This window comes from Jiangella muralis (genome assembly GCF_001270745.1).
GTDB classification, from domain to species: domain Bacteria; phylum Actinomycetota; class Actinomycetes; order Jiangellales; family Jiangellaceae; genus Jiangella; species Jiangella muralis.
In genome coordinates this window covers 113,075-125,703 of sequence record NZ_KQ434758.1, presented here as the reverse complement: position 1 = coordinate 125,703, position 12,629 = coordinate 113,075, and the positions used below count along the sequence as shown (strand labels likewise).

The window sequence follows — 12,629 nt, the reverse complement described above, 5'->3', positions numbered from 1 at the left end:
GTCAGCCCTCCAGCCCGGCGAGCGCGCCGAGGTTTCCGGTGGAGCCGCCGGTCAGCCGCGTCTCGTCGACGAACGCGCCGTCGCGCATGGTGATGAGGCGGTCCGCCGTCGCCGCGATGCGCTCGTCGTGGGTGACGATGACCAGCGTCTGCCCGGCGTCGTGCAGGTCTTCGAACAGCCGCAGCACGTCGAGGGTGGCGGCGCTGTCGAGGTTGCCGGTCGGCTCGTCGGCCAGGACGAGGACCGGTTCGTTGCTCAGCGCCCGCGCGACGGCGACCCGCTGCCGCTGGCCGCCGGAGAGCGTCGTCGGGAGGGCGCCGGCCTTCGTCGTGAGCCCCACCCGGTCGAGCAGTTCGGCCGCCCGTGCCTTCGCCGCGCGCGGCGAGTGCCCGGCGAGCAGGGCCGGCAGCTCGACGTTCTCCAGCGCGGTGAGCTCGTCCATCAGGTGGAAGGCCTGGAAGACGAAGCCGACGTCGGTGCGGCGCAGCCTGGCCAGCGCCCGTTCCGTCAGCTGGTCCACGCGCCGGCCGGCGAGGTGGATCTCGCCGCCGCTCGCGCGGTCCAGCCCGCCGACCAGGTGCAGCAGCGTCGACTTCCCGCAACCGCTCGGCCCCATGATGGCGACCGTTTCGCCGCTCTCCACCTCCAGGTCGACGCCGTCGACCGCGCGGACCAGGCTCTCGCCGTCGCCGTAGCTCTTGGTGAGGCCGCGGGTGCTGAGGATGCTCACGTGGTGCTCCTTCGGGTCGTCCAGCTTCGGGCGCAGGCCTCCAGCCAGCGCAGATCGGCTTGCAGGCGGAGGACGATGCCCTCCAGCAGCAGGCCCGCCTCGGCCCCGTCCTCCTCCGCCATCGCCGCTCGCTGGGCGTCCCGCAGCCGGCGCAGCAGCTCGCGTCGCTGCGTGTCGACGATGCTCAGCGGGTCGGCCAGCCCGGCGGCCGCGGCGGCCACGAGCTTCAGGTGGAACTCGGCGAGGTCGGGTCTGGGCCAGCTCACTTCGGTCAGCCACTCGGCGACCCGCTGCTGCCCCTTCGGGGTGAGTACGTAGGTCTTGCGGTCGGACGAGTCCTTGGTGGTTGTGCTCTCGGTGGTGACGAGGCCGGCCTTCTCCAGCCGGGTCAGCACCACATACACCTGACCAGCGTTCATCGCGTCGCCGATCGGGCCGAGCGCGCTGCGCAGTCTCGCGCGGATCTCGTAACCGTGCGACGGCTCCTTCGCCAGCAGCGCGAGGACGACTTCCTGCTGCATCGGACCTCCATATAACCGTTAGCCACGACTATAACCGTTAGCTGCGTGCGGTCAAGGGGGTGCCGGCGCGGGGTTGTCGCGCGCCCCGCTGTCGTCTTCGGTGCTCGGTGCCCGCGTCGGGGCAGGGGGCTGTCGCGCGCGCCGCGCCTTCAGTCGTCGTGCAGGAGGAAGGTCAGGTGCCGGCGCGCGTCGGCCAGCTGCCGCGCCGTCAGCGTCGCGACATGCTGGGTGAGCCAATGCCGCGGGTGCATGGCCAGCCGGTCGGCGAACACCGTCCCCGCGTCAGTGCTGACGGCGAACGGCTCGAACTGCTCCGCCGGCGGCCCGACGACAGCCGTGATGACCTGGTTCAACTGGCTGGAGTTGTAGATCGCGTTGCTCAGCACGATCCGCAGCGACCCGTCCTCGAGCCGCCAGATCTCACCCGGATTCACGACGGGTTCTGCTGCCAGGCGAGCAGTTCGCGCAGACTCTGCTCCTCCTGGTGGTTCGCCCGGTGCGGTGCGCGGGCGCGGTCGAGGAGGCGGCGATAGTGCTCGCGCCGCAGCGCTCGCTCGACGAACTCCGACCGGTTCAGCCCGGCCTGCCGCGCATCGGCGTCGATGTCGGCCAGGGTGGACGGGTCGAGGGTGACGGTCATCTTCTCCTTGGCCATACCAGCATCTTATCCATCGTCATACGGTCCATGCCAGAGTTGCTGTCACGTTCGGGCTCCGGAAAGCACCTATAGATGACAGGACGGCTTGCTCCGCTTGCTCGGAGCGTGGCGCGTTGCCGCGGGAGCCGCCGTAAGATCATCCGCCCGGCCGCGGTCACGAGGAGTGCACGAATGTTCGCAACGCAACGTCTGGCGCTGGTGGTGGCGGTTGCGCTGCTTTCCGCCGCCTGTGGTGGAGGGGGCGGTGGCGGTGGCACGCCCGCGCCGTCCTCTGCCGGGACGACGGCGCCGGTCGTCACGGCGCCGCCGACGCTGACGCCGGAGGAACAGGCCGAGGCCGACATCCAGGCGACGTTCGAGGAACTGATCGCCGCCTGGGACGACTTCAAGGCCAACGCCAGCGACTACGTTGATGAGGCTTCGAGCGACCCCGCATGGAACTTTGTACTGGTTGAGTCCGAGATGCGGATGCTGGATGAAGCGCAGGTGGAGTTCCTCAACAGTACGAATGTGTTCCTGGACTCAGAGGTCGAGCAGGTCGGGCGAACCGTTGTTGCCGAGTTTGATGTCCATGACGTGGAGTTCAGTCGGGATGGGTCCGCTAGCGCCCAGGGGCGTGCGTGCCTGGATCTAAGCGGGTTGAGTTTCACCACCTACCGCGGCTCGTCGGCTGAACTTCCAGCTGAACCCAGCGCGTATCAAGGATGGACATTTACAGCCAGGTTCCTCCCCAGCCGAACAGGATGGTTCATCACCAAGACCGTTGTCGATTTGACTGAGACGTGCTCGTGAGTTTCTTGATCACCTGCACGAGGGCATGGGTCCTGGCTGCGTTTGTCCTTGGCTCATTCACATCGGGCGTGGCTGCTCCATCACCTGCCGTCGACGATTGTCCATCCGGATCGAGTTGGAACGGTGTCTTCTGCGCGCCCGACGAGGACGACCCGGACGAGGTTGCTACTAATTGCCATCAAAGTGACCCGCTCGTGCTCAACGCGCCATGCCGGATCGCCAACTATCGGTTCGTGGCATCGCCCTATGACTGCTACATCGGCGATATCTCGCGCGATGTCCCGGCTGATGATCCGCGATGGGAGGGCCATTCTCTGGGGGTTGGATCGGTATATCGGTGCATCAAACTGACCGCCGTTGGGGATGGTGGTCAGCCAACCTGGGGACCGTATCGCGATTTCTGGGCAGCACATCCGCCGTGGGCGCAGCCGCCGGTGGTGGATCCGGAGGCCGTCGCGCAGCAGATTCTCGAAGGCATGACCTTCGAGGCGCCCGAGGTCGGCCTCGCGCCACGGCCGCTGGAGGACCAGGCCGACAGCATCGGGCTGGTCGGCGCGCCGGTGTGGATGTGGGTGGCGAACGCTGGACCGACGACGTGGGGGCCGAATGAGGAGGCGGCGACGGTCGGGGGAGTGACGGTGACGGTGGCGGCCGTGGTGGAGAGCGTCACCTGGGACATGGGCGACGGGGAGAGGGTGAGGTGCGGGTCGGCCGGGGAGGCGTACGCGCCGCGGCTGGGCGTGCGGGCATCACCGAGTTGCGGGCACGTCTACACGGAGACCAGCGGCGACCAGCCGGGCACGGCGTACGTCGTCACCGCCACGGCGAACTGGACGGCGACGTGGACGGCGTCCACCGGGGCGGAGGGGACGCTGGAACCGCCGCGACCGGCCGCGACCGCGCACGTGCGGATCGGCGAGCGTCAGGTGATCGAGACCGGCTGACACGGACGGGAACGACGGCGGCAAGAGGGGCGCCGCGGAGGTCAGGGACGGCCGGTGACCTCGACGGAGCCGGCGCTGGAGAAAGCACGGACCTCGTGGCGCGCGCCCGGCACCGATTCGACCGTGACGAGTTCGCGGCCCACCGCGGCGTCGGTCTCGACGTCATATGAGACGTCGCCGGGCAGGGACACCCGCACGGAACCCGCGCTGGACTCCGCGTCCAGCGACCGCGGCGGCGACACCGCCTCGATCTCCACGTCCCCGGCACTCGACGTCGCCTTGACGACGTCCGCGTCGAGGCCGGTCACGTGGACGGAGCCGGCGGCGGAGTGGGCGGTCAGCGGGCCACGCTGGCCGGACACCTCGATCGAGCCGGCGTCAGAGTTCAGTGACGTCTCGCCGGACAGCCCCGACACCACCAACGTCCCGGCGGACGCGTCGGCCGACACGGACACCGACGCCGGGACGGTGATCGTCACGTCCGATTCGCACCAGATGCCGGGGAACGCCCCAGCGTCGCACCCGCCGGTCACCCGCAGCACGCCACCGGACACCGAGTGGTCGATCCCGCCGTCGCGGCTCCACCCCGACTTGACCGAGAAGTCCAGCCGCGTCTCACCCGACGACGACCCGACGATCTCGACGCGGCCGGACGAGACGTCGATCTCGACGCGGTCGACCCGCTCCGCGACGGTCACGGAGTCCTGCGAGTGGGTGATCCACGACACCGCCGTCAGGCCGGCGAACGCGACCGCGGCGATCCCGGCGAACGACAACCCCCGCCGCATCGGCCGGCGACGCACGTCGCCCACCGCGCCGGACCCGCGCCCCGGCCCACCCGCACCCGGCCCACCCACCGCCGGCCTCGTCTCGTTGGCCATGACCCCACGCTAGAACCGAATCGATCTCCGACGGCTCCGACTCGGTGACGATCGTCCCCTGATTCCGGGACCGGGGACCACCCTGACCACGATCGCCCGAAACGTCCTCCGACCAGGCCGAAGAACCTAGGGCGCCAGCGTCAGCCGCAGGATCCGGTCGTCGCCGGGACGCGCGTCGCCGCGGCCGTCGGTGTTGTTGGTCAGCACCCACAGGGACGCGTCGGGGGCGACGACGGCGTCGCGCAGGCGCCCGAAGTCCTCGACGAACGCCACGGGCGAGCCGGCGACCCCGCCCGGAACCGGCACCTGCCACAGCCGCTCACCCCGCAGCGCCGCCACGAACAGCGTGTCGCGCACGTAGGCGACCCCGCTCGGCGACGACTCGGAGGTGGGCCGCCACTCGACGACGGGGTCGACGTAGTCGGGCGCGCCGCCGATGCCCTCGACGAACGGCCAGCCATAGTTCTGGCCGGGCGAGATGAGGTTCACCTCGTCCGCGGACCGGTCGCCGAACTCCGACGCCCACAGCCGGCCCTCGTCGTCGAACGCGAGGCCCTCGACGTTGCGGTGGCCGTAGGACCAGACCGGCGACCCGTCGAACGGGTTGTCGGCCGGAACGGCACCAGAGGGCGCGATGCGCAGGATCTTCCCGCCCAGGCTCCCGACGTCCTGCGCGTCCTCCGGCACCCCGCTCTCGCCGGTCGAGATGTACAGCATCCCGTCCGGCCCGAACGCCAGCCGCCCGCCGTTGTGCCGCGTGCCCGCCGGAATACCGTCGATGACCAGTGAGAACGGGCCCAGCGCGCCGTTCGCGTAGGTCGTCCGCTGCACCACGTTCTCCGACCCCATGGTCGAGTAGACGTAGAGGTCCGACGGCGACGCGGGGTCGAACGCGAGCCCCAGCAGGCCGCCCTCACCGGACCCGTCGACGCCAGGCACCGGCCCGACCGGCGTCACCGTCCCGGCCGCGTCGACCAGCACGATGGTGCCCTCGTCGCGCTGCGTCACCAGCGCCTGCCCGTCGCCGCCGGGGACGAACGCGATGCTCCACGGCGCGGCCAGCCCGGTCACGATCTCCTCCACCGCGGACGGCGTGACGGGCCCGGGCTGCGCGGCGGGCGTCGCCGGCGTGGGCGTGACGGGAGTCAGCGAGGCAGACGGGGTGGAAACCGAGGGTGACGGTGAGGACGACCCGCCCGACGACCCCGTGCAGGACGCGCCCGCCACGGCCAGCGCCGCGACGACCGCGATCATCCGCCGGATGGACACCGCTCCATCGTGTCACGCGCGGAGCGGTAGGTTCGAGGACCATGGTGGACGTCCTGATCCCGTTCCCCGCCGACTCGCTGGCGCCGCCGCCCGGGCTCGACGTGCACGTCTGGGCCGGCGAGCTGACCACGAGCACCGGCCCCGACATGCTGACCAGCGCCGACACGACGGACATCCCGCCGCCGGATGTGCTGGACCGGGTCGAGTACTACGTCATCCCGTACGGCTTCTCGCCGGCCGCCGTCGACCTGATCGAGCGGCTGCCGAAGCTGCGCGCCGTCCAGACGCTCACCGCCGGCTACGAGCACGTCGTCCCGTACCTGCGCGACGGCCTCACGCTGTGCAATGCGCGCGGCGTGCACGACGCCAGCACGGCGGAGCTGGCGGTGACGTTGACGCTGTCGACGCTGCGCGGCATCCCGGCGTTCGTCCGCGCGGCGCCGTCCGGCGAGTGGCTGCAGGGCTGGTACGACTCGCTGACCGACCGCACGGTGCTGATCGTCGGGTACGGCGCCATCGGCCGGGCGATCGAGGCGCGGCTGCTGCCGTTCGAGTGCGACGTGCTCAAGGTCGCCCGCACGGCCCGCGAGGGCGTCGCCGGGTTCGACGCGCTGCCCGAGCTGCTCGGCCGGGCCGACGTCGTCATGCTCATCCTGCCGCTGACGGACGACACCCGCGGCATGGTCGACGCGGAGTTCCTGGGCCGCATGCGCGACGGCGCGGTGCTGGTCAACGTCGCGCGCGGGCCGATCGTCGACACCGACGCGCTGGTCGCCGAGGTCGGGTCGGGCCGCATCCGCGCCGCCATGGACGTCACCGATCCCGAGCCGCTGCCGGCCGGCCACCCGCTGTGGACGCTGCCCGGCGCGCTGATCTCGCCGCACGTCGGCGGCCTGTCGTCGGCGTTCCTGCCGCGGGCCCGGCGGCTCGTGCGGCAGCAGCTGACGCGGCTCGCGGCCGGCGAGCCGCTGGCGAACGTCGTCGTGGGCCCGGGAGCCTGACAACCGGCGTAACGTGGCCGGCGGGAGGCGATCACGATGGACGTCCTGCTCGTCGTCGGCACGAAGAAGGGGCTGTGGCTGCTGCGCAGTGCCGACCGCCGCACCTGGTCGGTCGACGGCCCGCACTTCCTGATGAGCTCGGTCGCCGCGTGCGCCATCGACACGCGCGGCGGCCGCACCCGGCTGCTGGTCGGCGCCAGCAGCTCGCACTGGGGCCCGGGCGTCTCGTGGTCCGACGACCTCGGCGCCACGTGGACCGAGGCGGCCGACGGCAGCGGCATCCGGTTCCCGACGGACGCCGGCGCGTCGGTTGAGGCGGTCTGGCAGCTGCGGCCCGACAACGACGCCCGGCCGGGCGTCGTCTGGGCCGGGTCGCAGCCGTCGGCGCTCTGGCGCTCCGACGACCACGGCGAGACGTTCACGCTGGTCGAGTCGCTGTGGAACCACCCGCACCGGCCCACCTGGGAGCCCGGCTTCGGTGGCCAGGCCGTCCACACCGTCCTGCCGCACCCCACCGACGACCGGCGCGTGCTCGTCGCGATGTCCACCGGCGGCGTCTACGTCAGCGACGACGGCGCCGCCAGCTGGGCGCCGTCGAACACCGGCATCCGCACCGATTTCCTGCCCGGCGAGCCGCCTGAGTACGGGCAGTGCGTGCACAAGGTCTCGCGCGACGCCGCCGACCCGGACCGGCTGTACGCGCAGAACCACGGCGGCGTGTACCGGTCCGGAGACGGCGGCGCGACGTGGCAGCCGATCGACGGCGGGCTGCCGGCCGACTTCGGCTTCCCGATCGTCGCGCATCCGCACCGCGCGGCGACGGCGTGGGTCGCGCCGCTCATCGCCGACGGCGAGCGGACGCCGCCGGGGCGGCAGCTGCAGGTCTGGCGCACCGACGACGCCGGCACGACGTGGGAGCGGTCGGCGGACGGGCTGCCCGGCGGCTTCTTCGGGGTGGTGCTGCGCGACGCGATGGGCGTGGACGACGTCGACGACCCGGCCGGCGTGTACGTCGGGACGCGGGACGGATCGGTCTACGCGAGCGCCGACGAGGGCGCGACCTGGACCGAAGTGATCCGGCACCTGCCCGACGTGCTCTGCGTCCGCGCCGCCACGGTCGCATGAGCAGGCAGCACCGGCGTCGTTTCCCGGGCGGCGCAGTGGGTACCGCGGACGACATGACGTTGCTGACGATGGGCGCCGCGCAGCTCGACGAGGCGCGGCTCTCGTCCGCCGGACGGGCGTCGCGCACGCTGCACAGCGGCGCCCGGTTGCGCCAGACGCTCATCGCGCTCACCGCCGGAACCCGGATGAACGAGCATCAGAGCCCCGGCGACGCGACGGTGCAGTGCCTGCAGGGGCGCGTCACCCTGCACACCCGCGAGCACACCATCGCCGTCGCCGAGGGGGAGCTGGTCGACGCGCCGCCGGAACGCCACGACGTCGTCGCCGACGAGGACTCCCTGATCATCCTCACCGTCGGCGTCTGACCCGGCCCCAGGCGTCGAGCAGCCGCGCGGCCGACCCGCCGACCGGGCCGACGACGTCCTCCAGGTCGGCCGGCAGCGTCGCCGACTCGACCGCGGGCAGTGCCTCGGCCGCGTCGTCGATCAGCGACGAGCACACCGCCAGCAGGTACTCCGGCACGACGAGGCGCGGATCGACGCAGCCGACGACCGGGACGCCGGCCGCGGCGATGAGCGGGAACACCGTCCCCGGGATGCCGATCGCGACCTCCGCCCGCGCCGACGCCTGCAGCGACGGGACCGGGCTGATCTCGTAGCGGCTCCACAGCGCCGGGTTCTCCCGCGGGTGCAGGCCGACGAGGACGTGCTTGCCGGCCGCCTCGAGCGCCGCCGCCGCGTCGAGCAGCAGTTGGGTGCCGGGCGCCGCGCCGCCGGTCTGGTCGGGGTAGGTGACGCTGGTGAGGACGAGGACGGTGCCCGGCTCCGGTGCGGGCGTCGGCAGCGTGTCGGTCTGCGGCGAGCCGACGACGCGGACCCGGCGGCGGGTGCCGAGGTGCCCGGCGAACGACCGGCCCTCCGCCGCCGACGAGGACGTGACCAGCCGCAGCCGCCGCTCGAACTCGTGCGCCCGGGGTGCCTCGGTGGCGTTGAGGTAGGCCAGCGACGTCGCGGCCAGCGGCGTGTGCCGGCCGTACGTTGCGGCGCAGTCGGCGGGCCAGTCGGTCGCGCCGGTCACGACGAGCAGGTCGGCCGCCGGGTCGTCGTCCGGCGTGACGACCGGGACGGTCTCGCCGGGCGCGATCTGCGACAGGTCCGGGACCAGCTGCCGGACGTCCCAGCCGCGGCGCGCGATCTCCGCCAGCAGCGGCCGCACGTGATAGGTGCCCCACGGCTCATTGGTGGCGACGAGGATGCGCGGCGGCCGGGTCATGGCGGACGCCGTCGAGACACCTCCCAAAGTGGCCAGGCCGAGGCCGGCCAGCGAGCCTGCGACGAACGAGCGACGGGACGGACGAGACACTGCGGTCATGCGGCGCACCGTACCCGCGCCGTCCGGCGCCGACGTGAACGCCGGGTGAAGTCACCAGGGCACGGCGCGGGAGTCACGGAAGAAGCCGCCGGTCGGACCGTCGTCGGGCAGGGTCGCCGCCCAGACGATGCCGGCCGCGCCGTCGGCGACCGGACGGCCGCCGGGGCCGCCCATGCTCGCCAGCGACCCGGCCTCGCTCGACACGTTGACGATCCGCGGATGGGCGCTCGCCCGGAGCAGCGGCAGCAGCGTCATTGCCAGCCGCCACGGCCCGTAGACGTTGGTCTCGGCGGCCTCGCGGACGACGTCGAGGTCGGCCGACGCGGCGCGCTGCCAGGTGTCGTAGTGGATGGCGGCGTTGTTGACCAGCACGTCCAGCCGCCCGAACTCGTCGCGGAGGAAGCCCGGCCAGCGCATCGGCGTCGGCCGTGCTGGTGACGTCCAGGCGGAACGGGACGACGACGCCGGGCAGCTCGGCGGCGGCGGCGCGGGCCGCCTCCGGCGAGCGCGCCGTCAGGACGACGGTGTGCCCGCGGGCGGCCAGTTGGCGGCAGACCTCCCGGCCGATCCCGCGGTTGCCCCCGGTGACGACGGCGACGGTGTCCGTCAAGCCGCCACCCGCCCGCCGGTGCCGGCCGCGCACCGCGCCGTCGCGGCCTCGGTCAGAGCGCGGTCGCCCTCCTCGTAGGTGGGGCGCAGCGTGATCGCGGCGATCCTGCCGTCGGAGACCCGGATGTCGTACCAGCCGGCCACCATCCAGTTGGCCTCGACGGCGGCCCAGTCCAGCGTGTCGATGGCGTGCAGCAGTGTGGTGACCGAGTCGCTCATGCCGCTGATCCTGCCGCCCGGTCGCCGTTCCCGGGAGGGTCCGATCCTGCGGTCCTCGCGGGGCGCAGGTCGGACGGCAGGAGGCCGGTGTGCCGGCGGAACACCCGGCGGAAGTGACTGACATTCGTCAGGCCGACCGCGTAGGCGACCTCCGGGACGCCCAACCGGCTGGTCAGCAGCAGCGAATTGGCCCGCTCCATCCGCCGCGAGGTGACGTACTTGTGCGGCGCCAGGCCGGTCGACGCCTTGAAGGCGCGGGCGAAGTGGAACGGGCTCAGCGTCGCGGCGGCGGCGAGGTCGTCGACGGTGAGCGGGTCGCCCAGGCGCTCCTCGATGACGTCGGCGACGCGGTCCAGCAGTACGCGGTCCAGCCGCCCGGCGAACGCCCGCCGCGGCGGCGCGATGCCCGCGTCGTGCCCGACGACGTGCTCGGCGAGCCTGCGGGCGAGGACGCTGGCCCGGGACCGTGTCCCGGGTGGATCTCGACCAGCTCGTCCGGCCGCGTGAGCTCGCTCCAGAACACCCGCGACCGCCCGTTCGCGAACACGTCGCCGGGCCGGCTGTCGAACCGGTCGCAGCGTCCGTCCGACTCGGTGACGACGCCGTGGTGCTCGGCGAACGTGACGCCGATCTGCTGCTCGCCGCTGACGGTGACATCGCCGGTGGGCGGGTGCCAGCAGTACACCGAACGGAGCCCCGGCCAGCGCAGCTCCGACCGGCGCGCGCCCAGTCCTCGGTCCATGACCCCAGTATCCGACGTCCCGGAATCCGGACCCACGTCTCTCCAGCCGGACGACGGTACTAGCGTGGCTCCATGACCGTGACACCCTCGAAGCCCGATCTGAAGCCACATTCCCGGGCGGTCACCGACGGTCTCGAACGCGCCGCGGCCCGCGGAATGCTGCGCGCCGTCGGCATGGGCGACGACGACTGGGAGAAGCCGCAGATCGGCGTCGGCTCGTCCTGGAACGAGATCACGCCGTGCAACCTCTCGCTCGACCGCCTGGCCAAGGCGTCGAAGGAGGGCGTGCACGCCGGCGGCGGGTTCCCCATGGAGTTCGGCACCATCTCGGTGTCCGACGGCATCTCGATGGGCCACGAGGGCATGCACTACTCGCTGGTGTCGCGCGAGGTCATCGCCGACTCCGTCGAGACGGTCTTCGGTGCCGAGCGGCTCGACGGCGCCGTCCTGCTGGCCGGCTGCGACAAGTCCGCGCCGGCCATGCTCATGGCCGCGGCCCGCCTCGACATCGCCGCCACGTTCCTCTACGCCGGCTCGATCCTGCCCGGCCGCGTGGGCGACCGCGAGGTCACCATCATCGACGCGTTCGAGGCGGTCGGCGCCTGCGCCCGTGGGCTCATCACCCGCGAAGAGGTCGACGAGATCGAGCGGGCCATCTGTCCGGGCGAGGGCGCCTGCGGCGGCATGTACACCGCCAACACCATGGCCAGCGCCGCCGAGGCGCTCGGCATGTCGCTGCCCGGCAGCGCCGCGCCGCCCGCCGTCGACCGCCGTCGCGACGGGTACGCCCGCAGGTCCGGCGAGGCCGTCGTCAACCTGCTCCGCCTCGGCATCACCACCCGCGACATCATGACCAAGGAGGCGTTCGAGAACGCCATCGCCATGGTCATGGCGGTCGGCGGCTCCACCAACGCGGTCCTGCACCTCATGGCCATCGCGCACGAGGCCGACGTCAAGCTCGAGCTCGACGACTTCAACCGCATCGGCGACCGCGTCCCGCACCTCGCCGACGTCAAGCCGTTCGGCCAGTACGTCATGACCGACGTCGACCGCGTCGGTGGCGTGCCGGTCATCATGAAGGCGCTGCTCGACGCCGGCCTCATGCACGGCGACGCGCTCACCGTCACGGGCAAGACGCTGGCCGAGAACCTCGCCGACATCGCGCCGCCGGACGTCGACGGCAAGATCATCCACGCGATGAGCAACCCCATCCACAAGACCGGCGGCCTCACCATCCTGCGCGGTTCGCTGGCCCCCGAGGGCGCCGTCGTCAAGTCCGCGGGCTTCGACACCGCCATCTTCGAGGGCACCGCCAAGGTGTTCGACGGCGAGCGCGGCGCCATGGACGCGGTCGAGAACAACACGCTCGAGAAGAACGACGTCATCATCATCCGCTATGAGGGCCCCAAGGGCGGCCCGGGCATGCGCGAGATGCTGGCCGTCACCGGCGCCATCAAGGGCGCCGGCCTGGGCAAGGACGTCCTGCTGGTCACCGACGGCCGGTTCTCCGGCGGCACCACCGGCCCGTGCATCGGCCATGTCGCGCCCGAGGCCGTCGACGGCGGGCCCATCGCCTTCATCGAGAACGGCGACCGCGTCCGGCTCGATCTCGCGGCGCGCACCCTGGACCTGCTGGTCGACGACGACGAGCTCGCCCGCCGCCGGGCCGCATGGTCGCCGCCGGCGCCCAAGCACCAGCGCGGCGTGCTGGCGAAGTACGCCAAGCTGGTCGGCTCGGCCGCCAACGGCGCCGTCTGCGACTAGGAA

General features: G+C 72.3%; 16 protein-coding genes and 1 pseudogene. 6 read left to right on the top strand and 11 right to left on the bottom strand.

The features are described 5' to 3' along the window. Position 1: 1 nt before the first annotated feature. From ACW62_RS15550 to ACW62_RS15535, 4 genes are all read right to left on the bottom strand, one after another. On the bottom strand, positions 2–724 hold the full coding sequence (locus ACW62_RS15550) for an ABC transporter ATP-binding protein (RefSeq protein WP_420843596.1): 723 nt from the start codon (positions 722–724) through the stop codon (positions 2–4). Positions 725–726: 2 nt separating this feature from the next. Then, the gene (locus ACW62_RS15545) at positions 727–1,251 is read right to left on the bottom strand and encodes a PadR family transcriptional regulator (RefSeq protein ID WP_053205028.1); all 525 of its coding nucleotides are present in this window, start codon (positions 1,249–1,251) and stop codon (positions 727–729) included. Positions 1,252–1,400: 149 nt separating this feature from the next. Next, positions 1,401–1,685: a hypothetical protein gene (locus ACW62_RS15540; RefSeq protein ID WP_053205027.1), complete on the bottom strand. Its 285-nt coding sequence runs from the start codon at positions 1,683–1,685 to the stop codon at positions 1,401–1,403. Then, the gene (locus ACW62_RS15535) at positions 1,682–1,906 is read right to left on the bottom strand and encodes a ribbon-helix-helix protein, CopG family (RefSeq protein ID WP_053205026.1); all 225 of its coding nucleotides are present in this window, start codon (positions 1,904–1,906) and stop codon (positions 1,682–1,684) included. The genes ACW62_RS15540 and ACW62_RS15535 overlap by 4 nt, the downstream gene beginning before the upstream one ends. 174 nt (positions 1,907–2,080) lie before the next feature. On the opposite strand from ACW62_RS15535, the gene ACW62_RS15530 reads away from it, so the two are divergent. Beyond that, complete coding sequence (locus ACW62_RS15530) at positions 2,081–2,701, top strand: hypothetical protein (RefSeq protein WP_053205025.1); 621 nt, start codon at positions 2,081–2,083, stop codon at positions 2,699–2,701. Positions 2,702–3,135: 434 nt separating this feature from the next. Continuing rightward, positions 3,136–3,645 carry a hypothetical protein gene (locus tag ACW62_RS36210; protein ID WP_053205024.1) on the top strand — a complete coding sequence of 170 codons (510 nt, stop codon included), beginning with the start codon at positions 3,136–3,138 and terminating at the stop codon, positions 3,643–3,645. Positions 3,646–3,686: 41 nt separating this feature from the next. On the opposite strand, the gene ACW62_RS15520 is transcribed toward ACW62_RS36210, so the two are convergent. Continuing rightward, positions 3,687–4,526 carry a DUF4097 family beta strand repeat-containing protein gene (locus ACW62_RS15520; protein ID WP_157574784.1) on the bottom strand — a complete coding sequence of 280 codons (840 nt, stop codon included), beginning with the start codon at positions 4,524–4,526 and terminating at the stop codon, positions 3,687–3,689. A gap of 126 nt (positions 4,527–4,652) precedes the next feature. Next, positions 4,653–5,795, bottom strand: coding sequence for a PQQ-dependent sugar dehydrogenase (locus tag ACW62_RS15515; protein ID WP_205629377.1), 1,143 nt, complete (start codon positions 5,793–5,795; stop codon positions 4,653–4,655). Between the two features lie 41 nt (positions 5,796–5,836). On the opposite strand from ACW62_RS15515, the gene ACW62_RS15510 reads away from it, so the two are divergent. Genes ACW62_RS15510 through ACW62_RS15500 form a run of 3 tightly spaced genes read left to right on the top strand, consistent with a single transcriptional unit; the run spans position 5,837 to position 8,286 of the window. Continuing rightward, complete coding sequence (locus tag ACW62_RS15510) at positions 5,837–6,796, top strand: 2-hydroxyacid dehydrogenase (RefSeq protein ID WP_053205022.1); 960 nt, start codon at positions 5,837–5,839, stop codon at positions 6,794–6,796. A 36-nt stretch (positions 6,797–6,832) separates the two neighbouring features. Beyond that, positions 6,833–7,921, top strand: a complete 1,089-nt coding sequence (locus ACW62_RS15505) for a WD40/YVTN/BNR-like repeat-containing protein (protein WP_053205021.1) — start codon at positions 6,833–6,835, stop codon at positions 7,919–7,921. A gap of 53 nt (positions 7,922–7,974) precedes the next feature. Beyond that, entirely contained in the window at positions 7,975–8,286 is a 312-nt protein-coding gene (locus ACW62_RS15500; protein ID WP_053205020.1) for a cupin domain-containing protein, read from the top strand. Here ACW62_RS15500 and ACW62_RS15495 read toward each other — a convergent pair. From ACW62_RS15495 to ACW62_RS35825, 5 genes and pseudogenes are all read right to left on the bottom strand, one after another. Further along, positions 8,270–9,292 carry a hypothetical protein gene (locus ACW62_RS15495; RefSeq protein ID WP_053205019.1) on the bottom strand — a complete coding sequence of 341 codons (1,023 nt, stop codon included), beginning with the start codon at positions 9,290–9,292 and terminating at the stop codon, positions 8,270–8,272. The genes ACW62_RS15500 and ACW62_RS15495 overlap by 17 nt on opposite strands. 51 nt (positions 9,293–9,343) lie before the next feature. Beyond that, positions 9,344–9,902: pseudogene (locus ACW62_RS36205) on the bottom strand (SDR family NAD(P)-dependent oxidoreductase). Then, complete coding sequence (locus ACW62_RS35270) at positions 9,899–10,120, bottom strand: hypothetical protein (RefSeq protein WP_053205018.1); 222 nt, start codon at positions 10,118–10,120, stop codon at positions 9,899–9,901. Before ACW62_RS35270 ends, ACW62_RS36205 begins: the two are co-directional and overlap by 4 nt. Beyond that, a complete protein-coding gene (locus ACW62_RS36535) occupies positions 10,117–10,398 on the bottom strand; it encodes a helix-turn-helix domain-containing protein (RefSeq protein WP_420843595.1) in 282 nt (93 codons plus the stop codon). Before ACW62_RS36535 ends, ACW62_RS35270 begins: the two co-directional genes overlap by 4 nt. Further along, the gene (locus ACW62_RS35825) at positions 10,395–10,862 is read right to left on the bottom strand and encodes a hypothetical protein (protein ID WP_053205017.1); all 468 of its coding nucleotides are present in this window, start codon (positions 10,860–10,862) and stop codon (positions 10,395–10,397) included. The genes ACW62_RS36535 and ACW62_RS35825 overlap by 4 nt, the downstream gene beginning before the upstream one ends. Positions 10,863–10,934: 72 nt before the next feature. Here ACW62_RS35825 and ilvD point away from each other — a divergent pair, with 72 nt between their 5' ends. Beyond that, positions 10,935–12,626, top strand: coding sequence for a dihydroxy-acid dehydratase (ilvD, locus tag ACW62_RS15475; protein ID WP_053205016.1), 1,692 nt, complete (start codon positions 10,935–10,937; stop codon positions 12,624–12,626). Positions 12,627–12,629 lie beyond the last annotated feature (3 nt).